The following is a 25,613-nucleotide window of genomic DNA, read 5'->3' as shown; positions in this document are numbered from 1 at the left end:
CGCTGTACGATCCTCAACTCTTGGCCTTGATCACCTTGACCGTGTTCGTATTGCCCGGGATGATGAAGCGCACGAAATCGCTGCTGGCGCTGCATGCCGGGCCGCGTTCGGGGCGATAGCTGGACTGATAACGCACCCCGGTAAACATCTCGCGCGCCGCCTCGGTAAAGACAAAGGGCGGATAAGCGATCACGGTGCGGACCTGTGCGGTATTGCCATCGGCCTGAATGTCGAATTCGGTGCGCGCCCAGCCCTCGAAACCATAGCGCAGCGCCTCATTCGGAAAGTGGGACGGCCAGCTGTTGGTATTGGTCACCGCCGGGCGCGGACCGATCATCGCGCATTGCTCCTGCGTCAGGCCGGTGGCGGCAAACCACTGCGCCGCCTTGTCCAGATCCCCGCTGCGGGCCGCCTCATTGGCCAGCCGCAATTGCGCGAACTGGCGCAGGGGGTGATGTTCGGCCAGCCGCTGATCCTGCGCCACGCGCAACAGCGCGGCATAGCCGCGCCCTCCCTGACCGACGCGCGGGCGGCGTGGCGCGGCCAACAGCAACGCGGTGTCCTGCGCCAATGCATCCTGCGCCATCGCCGCGTCCTCGGCCAGCTTCAGCATACGGTCCACGGCCGCCTGTTCATCATCCATCCCTCGGAGGCTCTTATTAGGCCGCGAGGATTCAAGCAGAACCAGCGCGGCATGCGCTGCCTCGGCCGGAATGCCTGGAAAGCCGCCCCGCGCCAGCGCCAGCCCCCGCTCGATCGAGGCCTCCCGGTCCTGCGCCCCGCGCAGATCGACCAGAGCCAGCCCCACGCGGGCGGCCAGTTCGGTATCGGCCTTGCCCGCCTTTTGCGCCGCCTCGGCCCCAGCGAGCCATTGCGGCCATGACCCAAGGTTGGTTTCGACCGCCTGCGCCCATTGGGCAAACCGGGCCATCAGCGGGTTGCGCGGCGAAACACCGCCCGTGCCCTCGGCGCGGGTGCAGACGATCTCGACCCGCGTGGCGGCGCGAAAGAAATCAGGGATGAGCGCGGCCTCTTCGCGCGGCCATGCCCATTGCCGAACCGCACGGGCAAAAGCCGCCGCCTTGGCATAGGAGCCATTGGCATAGACGGTGCGCGCGCTGTCCACCTGCCCGGAATCGTCAATGCTGAATTCAACCACGGCGCGGTCCTCCGGCTCCAGCCCGGTGTCGGGGCCGCACATCGGGGGCTCCATCTGTGCCGCCTTGGTAAAGGGCGATTTTGCCAGCCGCCCCGCGCCGGATTCGGCCATATAGCGATAGGCCGACTCACGGTCCCGTGTCAGCATGGCCGCCTGCGCAAGATCGGCACGCAACAGGGTTTCCTCGACCGACAGGCGATCATGGCGGGTCTCGGTCAGCTTGAGCGCCAGTTCGAGCGCCGCGCGCCCATCCTTTGCCCGGCCGCGATTGAGCAGGATGCGGCCCTTCATCATCTGCCACATCGCCTGCGCATGCTTGTCCGGCTTGGCCCCGGCCGATGCCAGCGCATAACCTTCCTCCACCGCATCAAGCGCCTGATTGTCACCGTCAAAACTGGTCAGTTGCGCCAGCCACATCAACGTCTGCGAGCGATCCTCGCCTTTCAGCAGCGCCAGCGCGGCGCGGTAATGACCCAGCGCCGTATCATGATCCCATCGCGCCGCAGCCAGATTGCCCAGCCTTTGTTCGACCCGCACCACTTCATTGGCAAAATCATCGCCCGCCTTGGTCAGTTGGGGCAGGCCCTGCTGCACCAAGACCTCGCCCTGCGCGGTTTCGCCCGTGGCGATCAGGCAATCGCCGCGCCGCACGGCAACCGCCGCATAGGGCAAACTGCCCGGTTTGATACGCGGATCGGCGGACAGTTGCGCAAAGATCGGCAGAGCCTTGACGCAATCATTGGCCACCCATGCATCGGTGGCGGCATTGAACAGCGATTGAAGGTCGGGCTTTGCATCGGGCGCGGTTTGCGCGCAAAGCGGCGCGGCCATTTGCACAGCCAACGCCGCAGCCAGAGTCATGCGCGAGATCTGCAAGACACTCTCCCGATTTACATAGTTTGTTCATGCGCATAGTAAGTAGCGATGCGCGCACTGTCTATCGCCCTTTGCGGAGCTTTTCTGGCCACATCCCCGTTGCATGCCCAATTGCCGACCGGCGGGGGACAGGTCATCCTGCTGGGCGCGCGGTGGTGTGCGCCCTGCATGGCCGAATGGCGCGATCTGGCCGCTCTGGCGGCGGCGGCAAAGCCCGATCAGGTGGTGCTGGCATGGGTGGACCGCCCCATTCCGCCGCCGCCCGCCTTGGCCGGACAGGTCGCGGTCATGCCGGCGGATCAGGCGCGGGAACTGGCGTTGCGGCTGGGCGGCGAAGGCTTTGGTCTGCCCATGGCCACCTACGCCCCGGCAGGGCGGCGGGCCTGCGCCCCATGGCGCTCGCCCTTGCGCCCAAAGGATCTGGAACCCTTGCGCCAATTGTGCGGTCAGTAATATTCGAAGGGTAATTTTTGGGGCGAAGAATCAAAAAGCCTCGCAAGTCGATGACCTGCGAGGCTTTTGAAATCCTGGCGGAGAGGCAGGGATTCGAACCCTGGATACCCTCACGAGTATGCCGCATTTCGAGTGCGGTGCATTCGACCACTCTGCCACCTCTCCGTGAGGTTTTGGATGAAACCGCAAGGGCTTCGTCCCGGTCGGGAGCCGCCCTCTAGCCAACGAATCATACCTTGCCAAGCCCTAATTTCACGCGACTGTGGATTTTCTGAAGCGCGCCTTGTTTTGCGCTGCAACAAGCCTATATTTCCCATCATGGACAGAACGAGTTTCTTCTCTCCCCAGGCCGGACGTCGTATCGACGTACCTCGCGCCGCACGAGCCCGCTTTGCCATTGGCGATGTTGTACGCCACCGTGACCATGATTTTCGCGGTGTGGTGTTCGATGTCGATCCTGTGTTCGCCAACAGCGAGGAATGGTACGAATCCATTCCGCAAGAAGCCCGTCCCGACCGCGATCAGCCCTATTACCACCTCTTTGCCGAGAGCGAGGAGGACAGCTACATCGCCTATGTCAGCCAGCAGAACCTGATCCGCGACACCGAAGGCGATCCGGTCGAACACCCTGCCCTGCCGCAGGTGTTCGAACCCTTTGACGGCGGACGATACAGATTGCGGGCCGGCCTTAGCCACTGAAATAAAAGCTCGCCACTGATACAAAAACCCGCCGAGGATAGCCCCGGCGGGTTTTTTGACGCCCGGCACAACGGGAAGGATCAGCCCTTCAGCTTCCACCCCGATTTCAGCACCTGATAGGTCACCAGACCAATCACCGCATTGAGCGCCGCCAGACCCAGCGCGCCATGCAGCACAGCCTGATTGGTCGCGCCAATGTCGCTTTGTCCCAGAAAGCCGAAGCGGAAGCCCGAAATCACATAGAAGAACGGGTTGACCCGGCTGACCGACTGAAACGCCGGGGCCAGATTGTCGATGACGTAAAACGTGCCCGAGAGCAGCGCCAAAGGCTGCACCACGAAATTGGTGACGGCGGCATTATGATCAAACTTTTCCGCCCAGACCGAGGAGAGCAGCCCGATCAGCGAGAGCAGCATCGTGCCCATCAGCCCGAACCACACCACCGCCCACGGGTGCGCCACGCTCAGCGTCACCCCAGGCCAGAGCAGCATGGCCCCGGCCAACGCCAGCCCGACCAGAATACCGCGCGTCATCGCCCCCGCAATCATCCCGGCCATCAATTCGGCCGCGGTCAGCGGCGGCGTCAGGAAATCGACGATGGTCCCCTGAATCTTGCCCGCGAGAAAGCTGAACGAGGCATTCTGGAACGCATTGTTCATCATGCCCATCATGATCAGGCCCGGCGCAACGAAGGTGGCAAAGTTCACCCCCAGTACAATTCGGCCCCCACGCCCCATCGCTACGGTAAATATCACCAGAAACAGCAGAGTGGTGACCGCCGGAGCCCAGATTGTCTGGGTCTGCACCTTGATGAAACGGCGCACCTCTTTCATATAGAGAGTCCACAAGCCCAGGCGGTTGATGCCATGGATCAGAGGCTCTCCCTGCACAGGAAATTGCCTTAACGGGGGACGAACCGACGAATCATGCGTGATTGCGGCGGTCTGGGCGGCATTGCGGGGTTGATCGGCCATGCTTGCCCGACTATCGGGTAGCGCGCGGGCTGGCAAGACTTGCACCGCGCTTTCACTCACCCCACATAGGGCGAGCGGAAGAATTCAGGATAAAAGGCAGCAAGGCACGCATGAGCTGGACCGAAGAACGCATCGACAAACTGACCCGCATGTGGGAAGGCGGCGCCACCGCCAGCCAGATCGCTGAGGAATTGGGCGGCGTGTCGCGCAATGCCGTGATCGGCAAGGCGCACCGTCTCGGGCTCAAGGCTCGCCCTAGCCCGGTCAAGTCGAATGATCGCCACGAAGAGGCTGCGCCCGCCCCGGTTCAGGCCGCGCCGCCCCCGCCGCGCCCCGCCCCTGTCGAAGCGCCCGCGCCCCGTGCGGCGGCGCCCGCTCCGCGCCCGGCGCCTGCCGCGCCTGTGGCCCCGCCGCCTGCGCCGGTCGCTGCTGCGCCTGCCGCCCCTGCGGGCGATGCGCCTGCCGCCCCGCCTGCCCCGCGCATCGTCTCGGTTGGCCCCGGCGGCTTTCTGCGTCAGGGTCCGGGCGAGCAGCAGGCTCCGATTCCCCCCGCTCCGCCGCGCCGCCTCGTGCCGGCCAAGCCCAGCGCCGATATTGCCGACAAGACCAGCCTGCTGGATCTGAACGACCGTATCTGCCGCTGGCCGATGGGCCATCCGGGCGAACCGGACTTCCACTTCTGCGGCGAGAAGGTGAACCCCGGTTTCCCCTATTGCGTCGAACATTGCGGCCGCGCCTATCAGGCACAATTGCCGCGCGGCCATCGTCGCCCGCCGCCGCCGCTGCCCTTCGGCAATCCGCGCGTGCGATAAGCTCTTGCTGAACAGTCAGGGCGCGCAAGTGGCATAACCGGCCGCTTGCGCGCCTTGTTGCATATGGCCACACCAGATCCGCTATTTTGGGGCAACTGCTGCTTTCATGACCTTTGATCACACCAGATTGTTTCCCAATTTGCGCCGCGTGGTGGTGGCCGGATTGCTGATCGCGCTGGTCGCGGGGATGCTGCTGCCGGTCTATTCCGATGAAATTGGCTGGCGGCTTCAGGAACGGGCGTGGCTCGACGGGCTGGACAAGCTCTATTCGGAAAATTGCGGGCCTAACACGCTGGCCGTGCCACCCTTCTTCATGTGGCCGGTCCGGTGGTATTCGGCCTTTTTCAACACGCGCTTTCCCGATCCGCTGTTCGTGCGCATTTCGGGCGTGGGCTATGCGATTGTGTTCATCATCATGGTGCTGCGCCTGGTCAAACAGATCGGGCGGACCCTGGATGAACGTCAGATACTGGCCATCATCGCCTCGGCGCTGATGGGTCTGGGCGTGATGCCGCTGCTCTTGGTGTGGAGCCGCCCGGAACAGCCGATCTTTCTGGCCGCCACGGCCGCTGTGCTGATCGCCAGCGCAGGCTGGCGCTCTCCGGGCAATATGTTCGCGCCGTTCAACGGCATCGCCTATACCAATGCCACGGCCAGCCCCGGCACCGCATGGCGCCGCTCGCTGACCATTCTGGCGCTGGCGCTCATCGCCATGTCCTATCATTTCAAAGCGGTGCTGGTGGTGCCTGCCTTTGCCGCCTGCATCATCTTTGCCAGTCGCGGGCGGCGCGCCCTGTTTGCGCGAGGCGTGGCCATCGTGCTGCTGCTGCTGGCCACGGGCAGCGCGGCGAAATATTGGGTCAACCGCGTGCAATGCCCGGCCGACCCGATCATCGCCCATCAGCACGCCCGCAACAACCTTGCCGGACAGCTCGATCTGGGCACGATCAGCAAGACGCAGTTGGTGCTCAAGGTTCTGCAAAACTACAAATTGCACAATTACGTCGAGCGCGCCGCCCCGGCCATTGATCCGATGTCCTCATGGCTTCCGCTCAATATGGTCAGCCGCGACGAGATGAATGGCTGGCGCGGGGGCATGACGATCATCTGGGCCGCCGCCCTGCTGGCCGCAATCATCAGCTTTATCGGCGGCGTGCGCAATATGTGGCGCGAAAAGGTGATCCCGCCCGAACCGGTGATCGCGCTAATGCTGCTGGGTGCGGTGTCGATCTGGTGCGTCAGCCAGTATGACCGCAATGTCTATGAGGCGAGCTTTGTCCTGCCGCTGCTGATGCTGGCGATCATTCTGGCCATGGCCAGCCCGCACCGTTGGGAGGGCCTGCGCCGCTGGATCAGCACGCTGGCGCTGGCCATCGGGCCGTTGATGCTGCTCTCGATCGTGCTGGTCTCGGGGCTTTACGGTCCGCGCCTGATTGATGATGCCCAGCGCCGCGACTGGTTGCCGTGGCATCCATGGTCGGTGCCGGTGTTTGGCTACCACGCCTCGTACAAGGACATCATGGGCGCGGCGCGTCAATGCAACCTGCCCATGCCGCGTGAGGCGCGCCATCTGCTGCTCGATGACGTGACCTATTTCGCCTATATGCAGAGCCGGATGCCCGATCACGAACTGGCCGTGCTGCCGCCTCATTTCCGGGGCTCGATCAATGATCCGGTCGCCTATCTGGCCGCGCAGAACAGCGATGGCATCCTGATGCGCTGCAAACGGCTGCCGCCGTTCCTGCAAGGTATCGCCCATCGCAGCGGCAATTATTGCTGTGTCACGCCTGCCGACTGGTCGAAATTGCCCCCCGGCGCCACGGTGTTTCAAGATACGCCCCAACCGGCCAAGCATTAAGCCGCGATCTGCGTAAAAATCCGGTCCGAAGCGGCAACAGGCTTTCCATAGGCCTGCGCTAAAAGGCCCGGATGACTTCGCACGATCCGAATCTTTCAAAGCGCCCGTCACGGGGTCTGCTTGGCTGGCTGACCGGGGCCGGGCGCGAAGAGGATGTGCCGCAAGGGGATCAGGCTGCCGATACTTCGGTCGTGCTTGATCCGCGCCGTCTGGCGCGCACGCAATTACTTGCCGATATCGCAGACTTTCTTCTGGCCCATGATCTGGAAATCAACCCGATCACGCTGGGCGTGGCACATAATTACCTGAACGGCGGCGATGGCTCGATGACGCGCAGCATCGACCAGCGCATCCAGTCGCGCCAGCCCCTGACGCTGGAATGGATCGAATTGATCCTGCGCGAGAATGGCGGCGATCAGAGCGAATTTCTTAATCGGCTGATGAACCGCCTCGAATCGAATATCGAGGCCTTTGACCGCACCAGCACCGCCGCCAAAACCGCCGCCAGCGAATATGGCGATGCACTCTCGGCCCATGTCGATGGGCTGGAGGAGATGAAGCCCGCCAATGCCCCGGTCGAGACGGGCGAACTGGTGCAGGAACTGGTTTCGATCGCACGCACCATGCTGGAGCGCACCGCCAGTCTGGAAAAGGATATGGCGCGCTCAATGCTGGAAACCCGCGCCCTGCGCCGCAGCCTGGAACAGGCCCGCCGCAGCGCCGAGGAGGACCATCTGACCGGCCTGCCCAACCGGCGCGCCTTTGAACATCGATTTACCAGCGAATTTGCCGCCGCGCGCGATGCCGGCGACCAATTGGCGGTGGCCTTTTGCGATATCGACAATTTCAAGCGCATCAATGACGAACATGGCCATGAGGCGGGCGACCGGGTGCTGCGCAATGTCGCCTCGGCGCTGACCCGGATTTCCGATGATCGCTGCCATGTCGCCCGCCACGGGGGCGAGGAATTCGTCGTGCTGCTGCGCGGACGGTCGCTGCATCAGGCTTGGGAATTGCTCGACGATGCGCGCGCATCTCTGGCCGAGCGACGGATGGTCAACCGCGCCACCGATATGCCCATCGGCAAGGTGACCTTTTCGGCCGGGATTGCCGATGTCTTTTCCTTTGCCGATTCGCGCGCCGCGCTGCGCGCCGCCGACCGCGCGCTTTATCGCGCCAAGGCCGAGGGCCGCAACCGCGTGGTGGTGGCCGAACCCACGCCCGAAGAACGCGCCCGCAGCAAGCCCATCGCCCAATAGACCGGCTTCTTGGTTGCCCCACCAAGAAGAAGGCCCGCCCCCATTGCTGGAGGCGGGCCTTTTCTTTGATCCCAAGGGAGAGAGAGCGCGGACGCCCTCCCCCACTATGGGATCAGTCTTCCGACTTCAGGAAAGCCGGCATGTGATCGGGGTTGCCACCCTCTTCACGGTCACGACGGGGACCACGGTCACGGCCACCATCGCGCCCGCCTTCACGGCGCGGCCCACGGTCGCGGTCGCCTCCGCGCGGACGGCGGTCGCCGCCACGGTCGCCACGATCAGCGCGCGGTTCGCGCGGCTCGCGGGGCGGACGGGTGTCTTCCAGCTCGCCGCCGGTTTCCTGATCGACGACGCGCATCGAGAGGCGCACCTTGCCGCGCGGATCGATCTCGAGGACCTTGACGAAGACCTCCTGACCTTCCTTGACCACGTCGGTGGGCTTTTCCACGCGCTCGTTCTTCATTTCCGACACGTGGACCAGACCGTCCTTGCCGCCCATGAAGTTCACGAAAGCGCCGAAATCGACGATGTTGACGACCTTGCCCTTGTAGATCTTGCCGACTTCGGCCTCTTCCACAATGCCCAGGATCCAGGCCTTGGCGGCCTCGATCTGCGCCACGTCGGACGACGAGATCTTGACGATGCCTTCATCGTCAATGTCGACCTTCGCGCCGGTGGTGGCGACGATCTCGCGGATCACCTTGCCGCCGGTGCCGATGATGTCGCGGATCTTCGACTTGTCGATGCTGATGGTTTCGATGCGCGGAGCATGAGCCGACAGTTCGGTACGCGCTTCACCCAGAGCCTTGAGCATCTCACCCAGGATATGCGCACGGCCTTCCTTGGCCTGAGCCAGAGCCTGACCCATGATTTCCTGCGTGATGCCGGCAACCTTGATGTCCATCTGCATCGTGGTGATGCCTTCAGACGTGCCGGCCACCTTGAAGTCCATGTCGCCCAGGTGATCTTCATCACCCAGAATGTCGGACAGCACGGTGAAATCATCGCCTTCAAGGATCAGGCCCATGGCGATGCCCGAAACCGGACGCGCCAGCGGCACACCGGCATCCATCATCGAGAGCGAACCGCCGCAGACGGTGGCCATCGAGGACGAACCGTTCGACTCGGTGATGTCCGAGAGAACGCGGATCGTGTAGGGGAAGTCTTCCTTCGAAGGCAGCACCGGGTGCAGCGCGCGCCATGCCAGCTTGCCATGGCCCACTTCGCGGCGACCGGGGGCGCCAAAGCGGCCCACTTCACCCACCGAATAGGGGGGGAAGTTATAGTGCAGCATGAAGTTCTGATACGACAGGCCATCGAGGCCGTCGATCATCTGCTCGGCGTCCTTGGTGCCCAGCGTGGTGGTGCAGATCGACTGCGTTTCACCGCGCGTGAACAGCGCCGAACCATGGGTGCGGGGCAGGAAGCCGACCATCGATTCGATCGGGCGGATCTGCGTGGTGGTGCGCCCGTCGATACGCTTGCCGTCCTTGAGGATGGCGGTGCGCACGATTTCGGCTTCCAGCTTCTTGGTCACCTTGATGGCGACCATCTGGGTCTGGGGCGTTTCGTCGGCGAAAGCGGCCTTGGCCTTGGCGCGCACTTCATTCAGCGCGTTCGAGCGGGCCGACTTGTCGGTCAGCTTGTAGGCGGCGGTGATGTCCTTGCCCACCAGCTTCTTGAGCTTGGCCTTCATGTCGGCGGTGTTGTCCGACAGGTCGACTTCCCAAGGCTCCTTGGCGGCCTTTTCGGCCAGCTCGATGATCGCGTTGACGACCTTGCGGCTTTCGGCGTGGGCAAACATCACGGCGCCCAGCATTTCTTCCTCGGACAGCTCCTTGGCTTCCGATTCGACCATCATCACGGCATTGCCGGTGGCCGCCACAACGAGGTCGAGACGGCCTTCGGCCACCTGCGCCATCGACGGGTTGAGCTGATATTCGCCATCCTTGAAGCCCACGCGCGCAGCGCCGATGGGGCCCATGAAAGGCACGCCCGAAATCGTAAGAGCCGCGGACGCGGCGATCATCGCAACGATATCGGGTTCGGTTTCGCCGTCATAGCTCAGAACCTGAGCAATAACGTTGATTTCGTTATAGAAACCTTCGGGGAACAGCGGGCGGACCGGACGGTCGATCAGGCGGGAAACCAACGTTTCCTTTTCCGTCGCGCCGCGCTCGCGCTTAAAGAAGCCACCCGGAATGCGGCCGGCAGCCGAGAACTTTTCCTGATAGTGGACGGTCAGCGGGAAGAAGTCCTGGCCTTCCTTCACCGACTTGGCGGCGGTCACGGCGCAGAGCACCACGGTTTCGCCATAGGTGGCCAGAACAGCGCCGTCAGCCTGACGGGCGATACGGCCGGTTTCGAGGGTGAGGGTCTTTCCGCCCCACTCCAGCGATACGGTTTTCACGTCGAACATTGTGTATCCTTCAGCCCGCATGGCCCTATTGCCACACAGGATTTGCTGCCGGGATAGCCGCCCGGTGCGGTGCGGGGCTGTTTGTTCATGCCCCAAAGGCCTCTGCCGAATTGCAGAAAAAGCCCCAAAATCAACCATGCGCCTGATATGCAAACCGCCCCAAAGCGGGGCGAGTTCATCAAACCGGGCGCTGTATAGCGGAAAAGGCGGCGCCGATCCATCGACAACCGCCTTTTCCCATAAACGAAGCGCCCCGGTTGGGGCGCCTCTCAAACTTGGCTTACTTACGCAGGCCCAGCTTGGCGATGAGAGCGTTGTAACGCGCCACATCCTTCTTCTTCAGATAGGCCAGCAGCGTGCGACGCTTGTTGACCAACTGAAGCAGACCGCGACGCGAGTGGTTGTCCTTCGCGTGGGTCTTGAAGTGTTCGGTGAGGTTGACAATACGCGTGGTCAGGATCGCAACCTGCACTTCGGGCGAACCGGTGTCGCCGGCGTGCTGGGCGTTGTCAGCGATCAGTTCCTGCTTCTTTTCAGCGGTAATCGTCATAGTCTCTACTCCGCGACATCCGAAAGGTTGAAACCCCGCTCGACCTTGGCCGAGCCTCCCTCGATCTTCATCAACGCCACGGGCACATCGCCCAGCCGCGCCAGATAAAGCCCATCGGGATAGGGCTGTCCGAAAAGAACGCGGCCCTGACGGACCGCCCCTGCCTGTTCGGACGTGAGGGATAGAGCCGGGATGTCGACCAGCCCTGCCTCGAGCGGCAGAAGTTTAGTTCCAAGCGGCGCCCCCTGACCGATTTCGTTCAGAGAGTCCAGCGAAATCGCGTGATCCAGCGTAAAGGGCCCTGCCGACAGCCGCCGCAGCATCGTTACCGACCCGCGCGTACCCAGCGCCAGCGCGATATCGCGCGCCAGACTGCGGATATAGGTGCCCTTCGAGACATGGGCGCGCAAGGTCGCCCAATCCTCGCCCGCGTCGATCAGATCGAGCGTATGGATCGTGACCGCACGCGTTGGCATATCCACCGCCTCGCCCCGCCGCGCGCGGTCATAGGCGCGCACCCCGTCGATCATCAGCGCCGAATAGGCGGGCGGCACCTGCTCGATAGGACCGGTAAAAGATGGCAGCACCGCCGCAATCTCCGCCGCAATCGGGCGCACATCGCTGGTCGCCACCACCTTGCCCTCAAGGTCGAGCGTTTCCGTTTCCTCGCCAAAGCGGACCGTGAAATCATAGGTCTTGGACGCATCGAGCATCCGCCCCGTCAGCTTGGTCGCCTCGCCCAGCGCAATCGGCAAAATCCCGCTGGCCAACGGGTCCAGCGTGCCGCCATGGCCCACCTTGATCCCGCCCTTCAGCTTCATGTTATAGCCCGCCGCGCGCAGGTTGCGCTTGACCGCGCTGACGGCCTGCGTGCTGCCCAGCTCCAGCGGCTTGTCCAGAATGATCCAGCCATGGACGCTCATCGCCCTATTCTCCCATCACCAGACGCGCCAGATCGAGCATCCGCCGATAGGCCCAGTCGAACGGGGGCCCCACCCAGCGGTCCACCAGATCGAACCCCGGCACCAGTTGCGGCAGAACCACCAGCAGAACCAGCACCAGCGCAAAACCCAAACGACGAAACCGAGCATAAACCGCCGCCGCCCGCTGGGGCAAAAGCCCCTCCACAATATGCGAACCGTCAAACGGCGGGATCGGCAGCAGGTTGAACAGCGCCAGAAACAGATTGATCTGGATAAAGGTCAGCAGCATCTCGGCCACCACCTGCACGCCCATCGCCTGCGGCATATGCGCCATCGCCCCCAGCAGCAATGCGCCCAGCACCGCCATGACAATATTGGACAAAGGTCCCGCCGCCGCCACAATCATCATGCCCACGCGCGGATTGCGCAGCCGCCATTTGTTGACCGGCACCGGTTTGGCCCAACCGAACACCGGCAATTTCGCCAGCGCCAGCATCCCCGGCAACAGCACCGTGCCCACCAGATCGACATGGCGCAACGGATTGAGGCTCAGCCGCTTGGCCTCGCTGGCCGTGGGATCGCCCAGCGCCCGCGCGGCCAGCCCATGGGCCACCTCGTGAAACACGATGGCCACCACCAGCGGTACGATCAGCCCGGCAAAGCGAAAGACCGGCGTCATATCCATCACTGCATATCCATCACTGGGCGCCCCGCGCCTGCGAGAAATGACGCCGACACAGCGCGACATAGCGATCATTGCCGCCGATCTCGGTCTGCGCGCCCTCAATCACCGCATGGCCCGCCGCATCCACGCGCAGGTTCATCGTCGCCTTACGCCCGCAATGACACACCGCCTTCAGTTCCACCAAAGCGTCCGCAATGCCCAGCAAAGCCGCCGAACCGGGAAACAGCGCACCCTGAAAGTCGGTGCGCAGCCCATAGCACAGGACCGGAATCCCGCCCTCGTCCGCAATACGCGCGGCCTGCCACACCTGCTCGGCGGAAAGGAACTGCGCCTCGTCGATCAGCACGCAGGACAAAGGCGCCGCCTCATGCGCGGCCATCACCGCGCCGTGAATATCGGTGTCCGCGCCAAAACGATGCGCATCCGCCGCCAGCCCGATCCGGCTCTCAATCGCATGATCGCCCCCGCGATGGTCCAGCGCCGCCGTCCACAGCATCGTGGCCATGCCGCGTTCGCGATAGTTGAAATCGGCCTGAAGCAAGGTCGTCGATTTGCCCGCATTCATGCTGGCATAGTAGAAATAGAGTTTGGCCATCAGACAGGCTTACTCGCCGCCCGCTTGTTCGCCATCCTCATGCTCGCCAATATCGCGCAGCACGCGCGGATCGGCCAGCAGCGCGTCGATCCGGCTTGCCTCGTCAAAGCTCTCGTCGGGCAGAAACTTGATCTTGGCCGCATATTTCAGCTTCAGCTTGCCCGCAACTTCCTTCTGGAAAAAGGCGGTATGCGTGCGCAAAGCCTTCAGCACGATCTCTTCGTCCACCCCCAGCAGGGGCTTCACAAAGACCGTGGCGTGGCGCAGATCCGGGCTCATACGGACCTCGGTCACGCTGACCGAATGAGCGGTCAGCGTGTCGTCATGCACCATCTGGCGCGACAACATATCGGAAATCACATGCCGCACCTGCTCGCCCACCTTGAGCAGGCGGACCGAGCGGTTTTCGGGAGTGGAAGTTTGGTGACGTGCCATAATGTCTCATCAATTCTGTCGCCGGATCGCACCGGCCTGTCGTAAATTCGCTTTGCCCATGGAACGCATCGCTTGGCAATGACTTCTTATACCATGAGCGGTGCTGAAATCGGGTCTCGCCCCGACAATTCAACGCCTCCAAGGAGGAATGCATGCGTAAAATTATCAGTCTGGCCCTTTGCGCGCTGATTCTTGCCCCGACGGCGGCCTCGGCCGATCCTGATCATGGCCGCGGCGGGCGCGGCCACTGGGACCATGGCCGCCATGGCGGTCGCGGGCCTGAATGGCACGGCGGCGGCCATGGTTGGGCGCCCCAGCCCGGTTGGCGCCAGTTCCGTCGCGGCGAACGCTTTTATGCCGAACGCGCCCCCAACTATGTCGTCATCAACGATTACCGCCGCTGGCACCGCCTGCGTCCGCCGCCGCGCGGCTATCGCTGGGTGCGCAGCGGCAATGATGCGCTGCTTATCGGCATCACCAGCGGCATCGTCGCCAGCGTGATCGTCGGCGCCATCCGCTAAAATCTCCCCTCTACGTCACCAACTGCGGCTCGCCTTGATCGATCAAGGCGGGCCGTTTCGTTTGCGGCATCGTTTGGGGCGATGCGACAATTTAACACAAGAATGACCGCCGCCGTTCATCTTCCAGCCGATCAGGTGCTTGTAAGAACGGGATATTGAAGAATTCATCTCTGCCTACAGGAGAATTACCATGAAGAAACCGATCGCGCTGCTGCTGGCCGCCGCTCTGCTGGCCCCGGCTGCCCCCGCCCTGGCGCAGCCGGGCGGCCATGATGGCCCGGACGATCATCGCGGCGCCGACCATCGTGGGCCCGACAACCGTGGCGGCCCCGGCAACCACGACTATCGCGGCCCCCAGAACCATGGCCCTGATCGTGGCCCTGATCGCGGTTTCGCCCAAGGCCCGCAGGGTCGCGGCCCCGGCGGCCAATTCGTCCAGTTCCGCAAGGGCGAGCGTTTCGACCGTGGCCGCGCGCCCAATTACGCCGTGGTCGATTATCACCGCTACCGCCGCCTCAGCCCGCCCCCGCGCGGCTATCACTGGGTGCGCAGCGGCAATGACGCCGTGCTGGTCGCCATCACCACCGGCATCGTGGCCAGCGTGATTGCGGGCGCCATCCGTTAAACCTTTTAGGGCGGTGCATCGCGCCGCCCTTACCTGAAGCCCCCGTTTCGGCCAAATGATGGAAACATGACAGGGCCACCCCCCTACCCCCTTTCCCACCGGCAGAACGGGCCTTCAGACACAAAAAGGGCGGCTCCCCGATCCGGGAAGCCGCCCTTTTTACGTCGATCCGTTAAAGGATCAGAGCGTGCGCTCGCGCATCTCGACTTCGAAGACTTCGAGCATATCGCCCGCCTTCACATCGTTGGTCGCCTCAAGCACCACGCCGCATTCAAGCCCGGCGCGAACTTCGGCCACATCGTCCTTGAACCGGCGCAGCGAGGCCACGGTGGTCTTGGAGACGATGACGTCGTTGCGGGTAAGACGGGTGTGGAGACCCTTCTTGATGTAGCCCTCGACGACCAGCAGACCAGCGGCCTTGTTGTGCTTGCCGGCGGGGAACACTTCCTTGACCTCCGCGCGGCCCACCACGGTTTCGATCCGCTCCGGACCCCAGACGCCCGCCATTTCCTTGGCGACATCGTCGGTCAGGTGATAGATCACGTCGAAATACTTCATCCGCACCTTGAAGCGTTCGATGATCTCGCGCGCCTTGGCATTGGGACGGACGTTGAAGCCCACGATCGGGGCGCCCGAAGCCGCCGCCAGATTGACGTCGCTTTCGGTGATCGCACCCACGCCCGAGGCCAGAACCTTGAGCTTGATCTCGTCATTCGAAAGGCGGTTGAGCGCATTGACGATGGCTTCGACCGAACCCTGCACGTCCGCCTTCACCAGGATCGGATATTCGATCACCGACTGCTTGGCGGCCAGAGCCGAGAACATGTTTTCCAGGCTTGCCGGAGCGGAAGTCGTGCGCTTCGTGGTCGCCTGTTCCTGACGGAAGGCCGCCACTTCGCGGGCACGCGCTTCGCTTTCCACCACGGTCAGCGTATCGCCGGCCATCGGCACACCGCCAAGGCCCAGAACCTCAACCGGCAGCGAGGGCGGAGCCTGCTTCACCTGACGGCCCTTGTCGTCCAGCATGGCGCGCACGCGGCCCGACTGGGTGCCGACCACGAAGATGTCGCCAACCTTGAGCGTACCGCGATTGATAAGGACAGTGGCCAGCGGCCCCTTGCCCTTGTCGAGCTTGGCTTCGATCACGGTGGCCTCTGCGGCGCGATCCGGGTTCGACTTCAGTTCCATCAGTTCGGCCTGAAGCAGGATCTTGTCGATCAGGTCCTGAAGGCCCGCGCCGGTCTTGGCAGAGACTTCCACATCCTGAACGTCACCCGACATCTGCTCGACGATGATTTCATGCTCAAGCAGACGTTCGCGGATCTTCTGCGGGTTGAATTCGGGCTTGTCGCTCTTGGTGATCGCCACGATCATCGGCACGCCGGCCGCCTTGGTGTGGTTGATCGCCTCGATCGTCTGGGGCATCAGGCCGTCATCGCCCGCCACCACCAGAATGACGATGTCGGTGACATTGGCACCGCGCATACGCATTTCGGTGAAAGCTTCGTGGCCCGGCGTATCAAGGAAGGTGACCAGATCGCCGCCCTTCGTTTTGATCTGGTAGGCGCCGATATGCTGCGTGATGCCGCCGGCTTCGCCGCGCACCACGTCCGTCCCGCGCAGCGCGTCGAGCAGCGAGGTCTTGCCGTGGTCAACGTGGCCCATGATCGCCACGACGGGCGGGCGGTTCTTGAGCGTTTCATCGGCGTCCACGTCAACGGTCGTGTCGATATCGACATCGCTTTCCGAAACGCGCTGGATGTTGTGGCCGAATTCCTCGACCAGCAGCTCCGCCGTATCCTGATCGATGGTGTGATTGAGCGTCACCACCATGCCCATCTTGAAGAGCGACTTGACCAGATCGGCGGCCTTTTCGGCCATACGGTTGGCCAGTTCCTGCACCGTGATCGCCTCAGGCACGATCACGTCGCGCACCTGCTTTTCACGCTGCTGATACTGACCGCCGAAGTGGGCGCGGCGTTCCTTTTCGCGGGCGCGCTTGAGAGCGGCCAGCGAACGGGCGCGGGCGCCTTCGTCCTCGTTGAGAGCACGATTGACGGTCAGCTTGCCGCCACGACGTTCGTCGGCAGCCTTGCCACGGCTGGGCGCAGGCTTCTTGCTGGGCGCAGGAGCCGCCGCCTCGGGGCGACGCGGCGCAGGCGCGGGCGACTGCACAGGGGTAAAGCGGCGCGGCGCGGGCGCTGCGGGCTTTTCCTCGACCGGAGCAGCCTTGGGAGCCTCGACCTGAACCGGAGCAACAGGAGCGGGCGCAGGCGCCGCCTCAACCACCGGCGCAGGAGCAGGCGCTTCCTCCACCTTGGGCGCTTCCTCAACCACCGGCGCAGGCGCAGCGGCAGCTTCGGCTGCGCGGCGGTTTTCCTCGGCGCGGCGGCGCTCTTCCTCAAGCTGGCGAGCCTTTTCTTCCTGCTCGCGGCGGGTTGCAGCCTCACCGGCGGCCAGACGGGCCTCTTCCGCTTCACGCAGCAGGCGGGCCTGCATTTCCTGGCGCGTTTCGCGGCTTGCGGCCACGGGCGCGGGGCGCACAGGCGGCAGCGGCGGGCGCACCGGCTGAGCCACAGGCGCGGGCGCAGGGGCAGGCGCGGCAGCAGGCGCTTCGACGCCCTGACCACCCTCGCCCGGCTTGCCCGGGATCACCTTGCGGCGTTTCACTTCAACCACCACCTTGTTGGTGCGGCCGTGGCTGAAGGTCTGCTTGACTTCGCCCGCTTCCACCGAGCGCTTCAGCCCCAGCGGCTTGCGGCCCAGTGTCGGTTTGTCATTGCTATCGGTCATCGGTTCAAACAGCCCTTCAGTCTCAATTCGTCTCAGCCGGCGACTCGCAGTCGTCAGCGTCATCATGATGTGCGTCCGGTTCGGCGGCATCGCCACCAAAGCCTTGATTATCTTTGGCAAGATAGTGATTCAGGCGCGCGAGCAAGGGGGCCAGCCTTTCGGCCGAGGCCCGGTCGGTCAACGCCAGATGCACGACATTGTCGCGGCCCAATGCCACAGACAGGGTCGCCCGGTCCAGTGGCAAGGTATCACCCTTTTCACCGCTACCCTCAGTTTCCCTGCCCACGCGCCAGGCCTGGTCCAGCTTGCGATTGCCATCGTCGCCCGCATCGGCCGCATGGGCCAGCCATACGACCCGCCCCATGCGCGCATTTTCAGCGATGCGGTCGGAACCGACCAGCAGGCGCCCGCTGCGCATTTCCAGCCCCAGCCGGTCGGTAAAGGCCCGCGTCAAAGCGGCCTCAATCCTTTCGGGCAGGTCATCGGGAATGGCAATCTTCGCGCCCTTATAGGCCCGCGCCAGAGCGCCTTTGAGGCGCCCCTTGGCCATGGCTTGCGCCAGTTCATCCTTGCGCACACCGATCCACGCCCCACGCCCCGGCGCCTTGGCCAGAGCATCAGGCGCAACAAAGGCGACCCCGTCAGGTCCGTCCGGCGAAATCGCCAGACGGATCAGCGCATCGCGCGGGGCCACCTCGCCGGAAAGGATGCATTTCCTTTCCGGCCCGGCGTCAGCAATGTCGGAGCTTACGCGCTCATTGCGAGGAATCCGCATCGGCGGCTCCCCCGTCTACTTCCGGCGCACCGGCTTCAGGTTCATCGGTGAACCAGTGGGCGCGGGCGGCCATGATGATCTCATTGCCCTGTTCTTCGCTCAGGCCATATTCGCCCAGAACGCCGCCACGGCTCACTTCTTCACGCTTTTCGTCGCGCTTGTCATCGCGGTCGCGCTTTTCATTGCGGCGGCGCTGATCATTGGTGCGCTTCTTGGCGATCAGCTCGTCGGTGGCCAGATCGGCCAGATCGTCGAGCGTGCGGATCCCCGCCTTGCCCAGCGTCACCAGCATGGTTTCATTGAGATGCGGCAGTTCGGCCAGCGCATCCTCGACGCCCAGAGCGCGTCGCTCCTGACGGGCGGCCTCCTCGCGGCGGTCGAGCGCTTCCTGCGCACGGTTCTGGAGTTCTTCGGCCAGCTCTTCGTCGAAGCCTTCGATCTGCGCCAGTTCGGCGATCTCGATATAGGCCACTTCTTCAAGCTCGCTGAAGCCTTCGGCCACCAGCAACTGCGAGAGGGTTTCATCGACATCCAGCTCTTCTTCGAACAGCTTGGACTTTTCGGCGAATTCCTTCTGGCGCTTTTCGCTCGCCTCGGCCTCGGTCATGATGTCGATCTGGCGGCCGGTCAACTGGCTGGCCAGACGCACGTTCTGACCACGGCGACCGATGGCAAGTGACAGCTGATCATCGGGAACCACGACCTCGATGCGGCCTTCTTCCTCGTCAATCACCACGCGCGATACGGTCGCGGGCTGGAGAGCGTTCACCACGAAAGTCGCGGTATCTTCGCTCCAGGGGATGATGTCGATCTTTTCGCCCTGCATTTCCTGCACGACGGCCTGAACGCGGCTGCCCTTCATGCCGACGCAGGCGCCGACCGGGTCGATGCTGGAATCGCGGCTGATCACGCCGATCTTGGCGCGCGAACCGGGATCGCGGGCGGCGGCCTTGATCTCGATGATGTTGTCGTAGATTTCAGGTACTTCCTGCGCAAACAGGCGCTTCATGAAATCGGGGTGCGCGCGGCTCAGGAAAATCTGCGGGCCACGGTTCTGACGCTCAACCTTGAGGATCAGCGCACGCACGCGCTCGCCCACGCGGGCGGTTTCGCGCGGGATCTGCTGATCGCGGCGGATCACGCCTTCGGCGCGGCCCAGGTTGACGATCACATGGCCAAATTCGACCGACTTGATCACGCCCGTAACGATTTCGCCCGCGCGGTCCTTGAACTCGGCATACTGGCGGTCGCGCTCGGCATCGCGCACCTTCTGGAAAATGACCTGCTTGGCGCTCTGCGCGTCAATACGGCCAAGGTCCACCGGGGGCAGCGGATCGACGATGAAGTCGCCGATCTTGGCATCCTTTTGCAGCTTTTCCGCCGCCTTCAGGTCAACCTGCTTGAAGTAGTCATCGACATGCTCGACCACTTCAACCACGCGCCACAGACGCAGATCGCCGGTGCGCGGGTCCAGCTTGGCGCGGATGTCATTTTCGGCGCCATAGCGGTTGCGGGCCGACTTCTGGATCGCTTCTTCCATTGCCTCGATGACGATCGCTTTGTCGATCATCTTCTCGGTGGCAACGGCTGTCGCAATCGCGAGCAGTTCGGCGCGGTTGGCGGAAATCGCACTGGCCATAATCAGTCTTCCTGCGTTTCGGTTTCTTCGTCGATCTCGTCGAAATCTTCGCCAAGATCAATGGGTTTGGTTGCGGCCAGCAAGCGATCAGTCAACACCAGCTTGGCGGAATGAATATCTGCGAAGGGGAAAGTCACGCGGCCCGACTTCTTGTCCTCCAGCGCGATCACTTCGCCCTCGACCGAGACAAGATTGCCCACGATGCTCTTGCGGTTGCCATCGACGGGAATGGTCAGATTGACTTTGGCCTCATGACCGATCCACGCCGTGAAATCCTTGAGCCGGGTCAGCGGACGGTCGATGCCGGGCGAGCTGACCTCAAGGCGATAGGCCTCCTCGATCAGCGTTTCGCCCGCTTCTTCCAGCGCGTCGATCTTGTCCGAAATGCGATGCGAGAGCGCGACACAATCACCGATCACCAATTGCCCGGTTTCGGGACGCTCGGCCATGATCTGCAACGTGTGCTCTTCATCGCCCACATCGGATTTGCCAAACAGAATCACGCGCACAAGATCCAAGCCCAAGGCCTTCACCTCTGGTTCGACGATCTCGGTAATACGCGCGATATTGGCCATGTAAGTTCCTGTAATGGGCAACATTGTTGCAATGCAGTTTCGCGCCGGCCCCTTCCGGCGCCAGCCCCGCTTTGCTTCACAATGTCGGGATTGATGGGGCCATTACGCCTGTTTCGCGGCGAATGCAAGGGGGTGGTCGGCAATTACCCCTTCACCCATCCCTCATCCGTTGCCTGCGTCAACCACACGCCGCTGCCCAGCATCATCTCCACACGGGCCAACACATTTTCCACCGCCAGCATCGGCGCACTCTTGCCCGCAAATTCGGCCAGAGGCGCCTGTTTCAGCCCCATCTGCTCGATCACGCTGGCATGGGGGATCGCGGGCCAGTCGGGGTGCTGGGCCAGAATGTCGCGGTGCATCGCCTTGCGCCGGTCCACCATCGAGAGCACCGGCAAAATCCCCGGCGCCTTGCCGCCGCGCTCAGCTTCCAGATGCTCCCTCACCTGTTCCAAAGTCCGCATCGCCAAGGGCGCGGGCAGCAAAGGGACCACCAGCAGATCGGCGGCGCGGAAAATCTGATCCGAAATCCCGCCCAGACCCGGCGGGCAATCGACGACAATCCGGTCATAATCGGGCGAAAGGCTCTCCAGCAATTTCTTCAACCGCTTGGGCTTGTCATCGGCCAGATCGCTTTCCAGATGGCGCAAAGACAGGTCCGCCGCGATCAGATCCAGCTCCGGCCAGTTGGTCGGCACAATCGCATCGGCGGGATCGGCATCGCGGGCAAAAATCTTCTTTGCCTTGGCCGCTGCGCCCGATTGCCCCAACAGGAAAGCCACCGCCCCCTGCGCGTCAATATCCCAGATCAGCGTCCGTTTGCCCTGACCTGCAAAGCCATGCGCCAGATTGACCGCCAGCGAGGATTTTCCCACCCCGCCCTTCATGCTGTAAACCGCGATCACCTTACCCATGCGCGCGCCTTTCTCAAGTATGCGCGCAACTTAGGCCTTGCGCCGCCCAAGTCAAAGCAGATGATGTTTCCGCATTGTGTGGCGCAGCTGGTCATAGGTCAGGCCCAGTGCCTTGGCTGTCTGGCGCTGGTTATAGCGGTGGCGGGCAAGGGCGGCTTCGACGATGGCCTTTTCATGGGCATCGACCGCCCCGCGCAGATCCGACACCCCGGCCAGATCGCCGGCCATCACCGGTGCGGGCGCGGCGTCATTATCGGCGGCACGCAGCGATTGCGTCGGCTTCCACGGCGAATCAAAGGGGTCAAAGGTGATCTCGCCAATCGGCATGTCCGGGCTGTCGCTGCGATAGACCGCCCGCTCGATTACATTGCGCAACTCGCGCACATTGCCCGGCCAGTGGTATTTTTCCAGCGCCGCCGCCGCCGCCCCGCTAAACCCCGGCCAGCGCTCCCAGCCCATCTCGCTGGCCATGCGCCGCCCGAAATATTCGGCCAGCACCGAAATGTCGCCTTCGCGCACACGCAGCGGCGGCAGGGTGATGACCTCGAAACTCAAACGGTCGAGCAGGTCGGCGCGAAACCGTCCCTCGCGCGCCATGCGGGGCAAATCCTCATTCGTGGCCGCCACGATGCGCACATCCACCCGCAGCGGGCGAGAGGCCCCGATCCGCGTCACCTCGCCATATTCCACCGCGCGCAGCAGGCGCTCCTGCGCGCCCATGCTCAGCGTACCCAGCTCATCAAGGAACAACGTACCGCGATCCGCCTCTTCAAACCGCCCCGCCCGCGCCCGCGTCGCGCCGGTAAAGGCCCCGGCCTCATGCCCGAACAATTCCGCCTCGATCAGCGTTTCGGGCATGGCCGCACAGTTCAGCGTCACCAAAGGCTCATCCCAGCGCGAAGACAGGCGATGCAGGCGCTCGGCGATCAGCTCCTTGCCCGTCCCCCGCTCACCGATCACCAGCACCGGGCGGCGCAGGGGCGCGGCGCGACTGGCGCGCTCGACCGCATCGAGGAAAGCGCCCGACTGGCCAATGAATTGCACATCGCGCGGGGCATGATGCGGAGATAGCGCCATGAATTGCCTATCCTTGGTGAAATTTCCTGAAGTTTGGCAAAAGCTGCAAATTCCGTCAAGCAGCGCCCACCCCAAAACCGCCGATTTCCGCGCCATCGGCAAATTGGCACGGGCTTTGCGATACAACCGCCATGAACAAACTTTCGCCTCTCGACCCCACCACTCATGCCGACACCCCCGGCATGGCTGGCGCATCGCCGACACACTCGATGCGCACCCCCATGGGTCTGGCGAAAGACGGGCCGGAGGGTCTGCTTGCCCGCTCATCGGGTGATGATCGCGCAACGCCCCTGCGCGATCGGACATCTTCCCCTCCGGCCCGGTTTTTTTCGCTTCAGGATTTCTCGCGAGGTCATAACAGGCTAGAACGGGAAATCGAGAAACTGCAATCCAATCCATCTTCGGGAGCAAGCCGCATGGGCATTTTCAGCCGCACCCGCGACATTATCGCCGCCAATTTCTCCGATCTTCTGGAAAAGGCCGAGGATCCTTCCAAGATGATCCGCATGATCATCCTCGAAATGGAGGAAACGCTGGTCGAAGTGCGCGCGTCGGCCGCCCGCACCATTGCCGACCAGAAGGAGATGCGCCGCCATATCGCCAAGCTCGACCGGCTTCAGGCCGATTGGGGCGACAAGGCGCAACTGGCACTGTCCAAGGACCGCGAGGATCTGGCCCGCGCCGCGCTGGTGGAAAAGCGCAAGGCATCGGACATGGCCGATCAACTGATGTCCGAGGTGGCGGTGCTGGACGATTCCCTGCGCGCCTTTGAGGCCGACATCGAAAAGCTGCAGACCCGCCTGCGCGAGGCCCGCAGCCGCCAGACCGCGATTGCCGCCCGTCTGGAAAGCGCGGAAAACCGCGTAAAACTGCGCACGCTGCTGGCCAGCGAGCGGGTGGATGAGGCGATGGCGCGCTTCGATGCGTTGGAACGCCGGGTCGATTATGCCGAAGGCCGCGCCGACGCGCTGGGCCTTGCCGAAGCCGCCAAGCCGACGCTGGCCGACGAAATCGCCGCCCTCGCCTCCGGCGACAAGGTAGACGAGGAACTGGAGGCCATGAAGCGCGCTCTGAAGAAGGAGGGCTAAGCCATGGATATCGTGCCTGTGGTGGCCATTTGCGCGCTCTTCATTGGCCTGCCCTGGGTCATCCTGCATTATGTCACCAAATGGAAAACCTCCGCCACGCTGACATCGGATGACGAGGCGCTGCTGGAGGAACTCTATCAACTGGCACGACGGCTGGATGAACGGATGGACACGGTCGAGCGCCTCGTCGCTTCCGAACATCCCGAGTTCCATCCGGCGGTGCCGATGCCCAACCGTGAAATCGACAACCAGCCGCTGCGCGAAATTGCCAAGGACCTTGACCGTATGCGCGCCCGCTCTTCCGACAGGAGCTTTCGATGAACCCGATCCACACCCGTTTTTACCGTGACAAGGCCAATGGCAAGTTCATGGGCGTTTGCGCCGGGATTGCCGATTACACCGGAATTGATGTCCTTTGGGTGCGGATCGCCACGCTGGTCCTGCTCTCGATGAGCGGGGGCACCGCCTGGGTGATCTATTTCGGCATCGGTTTTCTGGCGCCCGACAAGCCGCGCGCGCTCTATACCGACCGCGAGGAGCAGCGCTTCTGGCAAGGCGTGCGCCAGTCGCCGGGCCGCACCACCCGCGAGGTCCGCTCCAAATTTCGCGATCTGGACCGCCGTCTGGCCGCAGTTGAGGACTATTATGTCTCCTCCAACCCGCGCCTGTCCGAAGAAATCGAAAAGCTGCGCTAAAAGCTCAGCATAAGGGGGAAATTTCCATGTCCGCTGGCACTATTGGCGCTCTGATCCCGATTGTCGCTTTGTCAATCCCGATCGTGGCGATCTGGACCAAGCACAAGACGCGCATCGCCGAAATGCAGATCCGCGCCACCGCCGACGATACCGCCGAACGCGCCGCCCAATATGTCACCAAAACGCGCGAGCTGGAGGAACGGGTTCGCGTGCTGGAACGCATTGTCACCGACAAGGGCTATGACATTGCAGCGCAAATCGAGGCATTGCGCGATACGCGCAGCGTTGAAGACCACGCCAAAGACTATCGCCGCGATCCGCTCAACTGATCCCTCTTCGGAGCGACTGCCATGAACTTCTGGGAAGCCATTGTTCTTATTGTCATCATCACCTCGGTCGCCAAGGTTTTTCAGGCGGGCCTTTACAGCCGGTCGGGCCGCGCGCGCCGCGTGACCATCGATGACAAGGGCAAGCAGACCATCATCGAACACGCAGACAATGCCGAAACCGAGATCCGGAACCAGCGCCTGAACCGCGAGGTGGAGGAATTGCGCGAACGCATCAAGGTGCTCGAACGCATCGCCACCGAAGACCGCAAGGCCCGTGATCTGGCCGATGAAATCGAATCGCTCCGTCGATAAGAGGGGCCGTTAAAAGGGTTCGAAACCATGTTGCATGATTTCATTCACAGCCTTGCCCCCCTGATGTGGACCGGCATCATCCTGACCGCCATCGTCCTGCGCCATCGCCGCAAAATGGCCGCGATGTCCTATGGCGAAACGCGCCCTGCCGCCCGCGCCCAGGATGCCGAGGTCGAGGCCCTGCGCGAACGCATCCGCGTGCTGGAACGCATCGCCACCTCCTCCTCGCTCGAAGGGCGCAGCGCCGAGCACCTCTCGGCCGAAATCGAAGCCCTACGCGATCGTTAAACCCACGACCGTTAAACCCGCGACCGATCAATCGGAGCATTCCCCATGGACAGCCTGACCCTGCCCGAACTGGTTTCCGCCCTGACCGCCATCGCCATGCTCAGCATCGCCCTGCTGCGCGGATGGTCGGGATGGCTGACGCTCAAGCACCGCGAACTTGATCTGGTGAGCAAGGCCGATCAGCCCGCCCAGCCCTCGGCCACGCATCGCATCGAGATCGCCGACCTGAAAGAACGCATCCGCAAGCTGGAGGCAATCGCTGCCGGGGTTGATTTATAAGCCCCT

28 protein-coding genes and 1 tRNA gene are annotated in these 25,613 nt (G+C 63.2%); 14 read left to right on the top strand and 15 right to left on the bottom strand.

The features are described 5' to 3' along the window. Positions 1–13 precede the first annotated feature (13 nt). Complete coding sequence (locus GGR38_RS10825) at positions 14–2,035, bottom strand: energy transducer TonB (protein WP_183625347.1); 2,022 nt, start codon at positions 2,033–2,035, stop codon at positions 14–16. Between the two features lie 48 nt (positions 2,036–2,083). Here GGR38_RS10825 and GGR38_RS10820 point away from each other — a divergent pair, with 48 nt between their 5' ends. Further along, entirely contained in the window at positions 2,084–2,488 is a 405-nt protein-coding gene (locus GGR38_RS10820; protein WP_183625345.1) for a hypothetical protein, read from the top strand. A 75-nt stretch (positions 2,489–2,563) separates the two neighbouring features. Here the strand turns inward: GGR38_RS10820 and GGR38_RS10815 are convergent. Next, positions 2,564–2,653, bottom strand: a tRNA-Ser gene (locus GGR38_RS10815). Between the two features lie 153 nt (positions 2,654–2,806). Between GGR38_RS10815 and hspQ the strand changes: the two genes are divergently transcribed. Then, the gene (gene hspQ / locus GGR38_RS10810) at positions 2,807–3,187 is read left to right on the top strand and encodes a heat shock protein HspQ (protein ID WP_172339268.1); all 381 of its coding nucleotides are present in this window, start codon (positions 2,807–2,809) and stop codon (positions 3,185–3,187) included. 80 nt (positions 3,188–3,267) lie between these two features. On the opposite strand, the gene GGR38_RS10805 is transcribed toward hspQ, so the two are convergent. Continuing rightward, the gene (locus GGR38_RS10805) at positions 3,268–4,161 is read right to left on the bottom strand and encodes an ABC transporter permease (protein ID WP_183625343.1); all 894 of its coding nucleotides are present in this window, start codon (positions 4,159–4,161) and stop codon (positions 3,268–3,270) included. A gap of 110 nt (positions 4,162–4,271) precedes the next feature. On the opposite strand from GGR38_RS10805, the gene GGR38_RS10800 reads away from it, so the two are divergent. The 3 genes from GGR38_RS10800 to GGR38_RS10790 all read left to right on the top strand — a co-directional run bounded on the left by GGR38_RS10800 (position 4,272) and on the right by GGR38_RS10790 (position 8,090). Further along, positions 4,272–4,973, top strand: a complete 702-nt coding sequence (locus tag GGR38_RS10800) for a GcrA family cell cycle regulator (protein ID WP_183625341.1) — start codon at positions 4,272–4,274, stop codon at positions 4,971–4,973. A 106-nt stretch (positions 4,974–5,079) separates the two neighbouring features. Next, entirely contained in the window at positions 5,080–6,831 is a 1,752-nt protein-coding gene (locus tag GGR38_RS10795) for a hypothetical protein (protein WP_183625339.1), read from the top strand. Between the two features lie 71 nt (positions 6,832–6,902). After that, a complete protein-coding gene (locus tag GGR38_RS10790) occupies positions 6,903–8,090 on the top strand; it encodes a GGDEF domain-containing protein (protein ID WP_183625337.1) in 1,188 nt (395 codons plus the stop codon). A 112-nt stretch (positions 8,091–8,202) separates the two neighbouring features. On the opposite strand, the gene pnp is transcribed toward GGR38_RS10790, so the two are convergent. The 6 genes from pnp to rbfA all read right to left on the bottom strand — a co-directional run bounded on the left by pnp (position 8,203) and on the right by rbfA (position 13,697). After that, positions 8,203–10,509, bottom strand: a complete 2,307-nt coding sequence (gene pnp / locus GGR38_RS10785; RefSeq protein ID WP_183625335.1) for a polyribonucleotide nucleotidyltransferase — start codon at positions 10,507–10,509, stop codon at positions 8,203–8,205. A 280-nt stretch (positions 10,510–10,789) separates the two neighbouring features. After that, positions 10,790–11,059: a 30S ribosomal protein S15 gene (gene rpsO, locus GGR38_RS10780; RefSeq protein ID WP_168602441.1), complete on the bottom strand. Its 270-nt coding sequence runs from the start codon at positions 11,057–11,059 to the stop codon at positions 10,790–10,792. Between the two features lie 5 nt (positions 11,060–11,064). After that, a complete protein-coding gene (truB, locus tag GGR38_RS10775) occupies positions 11,065–11,982 on the bottom strand; it encodes a tRNA pseudouridine(55) synthase TruB (protein WP_183625332.1) in 918 nt (305 codons plus the stop codon). Positions 11,983–11,986: 4 nt separating this feature from the next. Continuing rightward, positions 11,987–12,661: a site-2 protease family protein gene (locus tag GGR38_RS10770; RefSeq protein WP_183625484.1), complete on the bottom strand. Its 675-nt coding sequence runs from the start codon at positions 12,659–12,661 to the stop codon at positions 11,987–11,989. A 19-nt stretch (positions 12,662–12,680) separates the two neighbouring features. Next, positions 12,681–13,262 carry a thymidine kinase gene (locus GGR38_RS10765; RefSeq protein ID WP_183625330.1) on the bottom strand — a complete coding sequence of 194 codons (582 nt, stop codon included), beginning with the start codon at positions 13,260–13,262 and terminating at the stop codon, positions 12,681–12,683. A 9-nt stretch (positions 13,263–13,271) separates the two neighbouring features. Then, positions 13,272–13,697: a 30S ribosome-binding factor RbfA gene (gene rbfA, locus GGR38_RS10760; protein WP_183625327.1), complete on the bottom strand. Its 426-nt coding sequence runs from the start codon at positions 13,695–13,697 to the stop codon at positions 13,272–13,274. Positions 13,698–13,849: 152 nt separating this feature from the next. Here rbfA and GGR38_RS10755 point away from each other — a divergent pair, with 152 nt between their 5' ends. Continuing rightward, positions 13,850–14,218 carry an RcnB family protein gene (locus tag GGR38_RS10755; protein ID WP_183625325.1) on the top strand — a complete coding sequence of 123 codons (369 nt, stop codon included), beginning with the start codon at positions 13,850–13,852 and terminating at the stop codon, positions 14,216–14,218. A gap of 190 nt (positions 14,219–14,408) precedes the next feature. Further along, positions 14,409–14,843, top strand: coding sequence for an RcnB family protein (locus tag GGR38_RS10750; protein WP_183625323.1), 435 nt, complete (start codon positions 14,409–14,411; stop codon positions 14,841–14,843). Between the two features lie 180 nt (positions 14,844–15,023). Here the strand turns inward: GGR38_RS10750 and infB are convergent, their stop codons facing one another. From infB to pspF, 6 genes are all read right to left on the bottom strand, one after another. Then, positions 15,024–17,636, bottom strand: a complete 2,613-nt coding sequence (infB, locus tag GGR38_RS10745; RefSeq protein WP_183625321.1) for a translation initiation factor IF-2 — start codon at positions 17,634–17,636, stop codon at positions 15,024–15,026. Positions 17,637–17,658: 22 nt separating this feature from the next. Continuing rightward, positions 17,659–18,411 carry a DUF448 domain-containing protein gene (locus GGR38_RS10740; protein ID WP_183625319.1) on the bottom strand — a complete coding sequence of 251 codons (753 nt, stop codon included), beginning with the start codon at positions 18,409–18,411 and terminating at the stop codon, positions 17,659–17,661. After that, positions 18,392–20,050: a transcription termination factor NusA gene (gene nusA / locus GGR38_RS10735; protein ID WP_183625317.1), complete on the bottom strand. Its 1,659-nt coding sequence runs from the start codon at positions 20,048–20,050 to the stop codon at positions 18,392–18,394. The genes GGR38_RS10740 and nusA overlap by 20 nt, the downstream gene beginning before the upstream one ends. A gap of 2 nt (positions 20,051–20,052) precedes the next feature. Then, the gene (rimP, locus tag GGR38_RS10730; RefSeq protein ID WP_183625315.1) at positions 20,053–20,625 is read right to left on the bottom strand and encodes a ribosome maturation protein RimP; all 573 of its coding nucleotides are present in this window, start codon (positions 20,623–20,625) and stop codon (positions 20,053–20,055) included. A gap of 143 nt (positions 20,626–20,768) precedes the next feature. After that, positions 20,769–21,539 (bottom strand): ParA family protein, encoded by a 771-nt coding sequence (locus GGR38_RS10725; RefSeq protein WP_183625313.1) that lies wholly within the window; start codon positions 21,537–21,539, stop codon positions 20,769–20,771. Positions 21,540–21,590: 51 nt separating this feature from the next. Further along, on the bottom strand, positions 21,591–22,616 hold the full coding sequence (gene pspF, locus GGR38_RS10720; RefSeq protein WP_183625311.1) for a phage shock protein operon transcriptional activator: 1,026 nt from the start codon (positions 22,614–22,616) through the stop codon (positions 21,591–21,593). 374 nt (positions 22,617–22,990) lie between these two features. Here pspF and pspA point away from each other — a divergent pair, with 374 nt between their 5' ends. The 7 genes from pspA to GGR38_RS10685 are packed head-to-tail and all read left to right on the top strand — an operon-like array spanning position 22,991 to position 25,607. Further along, positions 22,991–23,704: a phage shock protein PspA gene (gene pspA, locus GGR38_RS10715; protein WP_343059082.1), complete on the top strand. Its 714-nt coding sequence runs from the start codon at positions 22,991–22,993 to the stop codon at positions 23,702–23,704. A gap of 3 nt (positions 23,705–23,707) precedes the next feature. Further along, positions 23,708–24,025 (top strand): envelope stress response membrane protein PspB, encoded by a 318-nt coding sequence (gene pspB, locus GGR38_RS10710; protein ID WP_183625309.1) that lies wholly within the window; start codon positions 23,708–23,710, stop codon positions 24,023–24,025. Beyond that, a complete protein-coding gene (gene pspC / locus GGR38_RS10705; protein ID WP_183625307.1) occupies positions 24,022–24,399 on the top strand; it encodes an envelope stress response membrane protein PspC in 378 nt (125 codons plus the stop codon). Before pspB ends, pspC begins: the two co-directional genes overlap by 4 nt. 26 nt (positions 24,400–24,425) lie before the next feature. Then, on the top strand, positions 24,426–24,728 hold the full coding sequence (locus GGR38_RS10700) for a hypothetical protein (RefSeq protein WP_172339251.1): 303 nt from the start codon (positions 24,426–24,428) through the stop codon (positions 24,726–24,728). A 21-nt stretch (positions 24,729–24,749) separates the two neighbouring features. After that, positions 24,750–25,040, top strand: a complete 291-nt coding sequence (locus tag GGR38_RS10695) for a hypothetical protein (protein WP_183625305.1) — start codon at positions 24,750–24,752, stop codon at positions 25,038–25,040. Between the two features lie 27 nt (positions 25,041–25,067). Beyond that, on the top strand, positions 25,068–25,328 hold the full coding sequence (locus tag GGR38_RS10690; RefSeq protein ID WP_246404468.1) for a hypothetical protein: 261 nt from the start codon (positions 25,068–25,070) through the stop codon (positions 25,326–25,328). A 45-nt stretch (positions 25,329–25,373) separates the two neighbouring features. Next, positions 25,374–25,607 (top strand): hypothetical protein, encoded by a 234-nt coding sequence (locus tag GGR38_RS10685; RefSeq protein WP_168602425.1) that lies wholly within the window; start codon positions 25,374–25,376, stop codon positions 25,605–25,607. The last annotated feature ends 6 nt before the right edge of the window (positions 25,608–25,613 follow it).

Origin of the sequence: Novosphingobium sediminicola (assembly GCF_014196525.1) — a bacterium.
Taxonomy (GTDB): Bacteria; Pseudomonadota; Alphaproteobacteria; order Sphingomonadales; family Sphingomonadaceae; genus Novosphingobium; species Novosphingobium sediminicola.
Note: the sequence above shows the minus strand (reverse complement) of the source record. Positions and strands in the feature narration are given on the sequence as shown.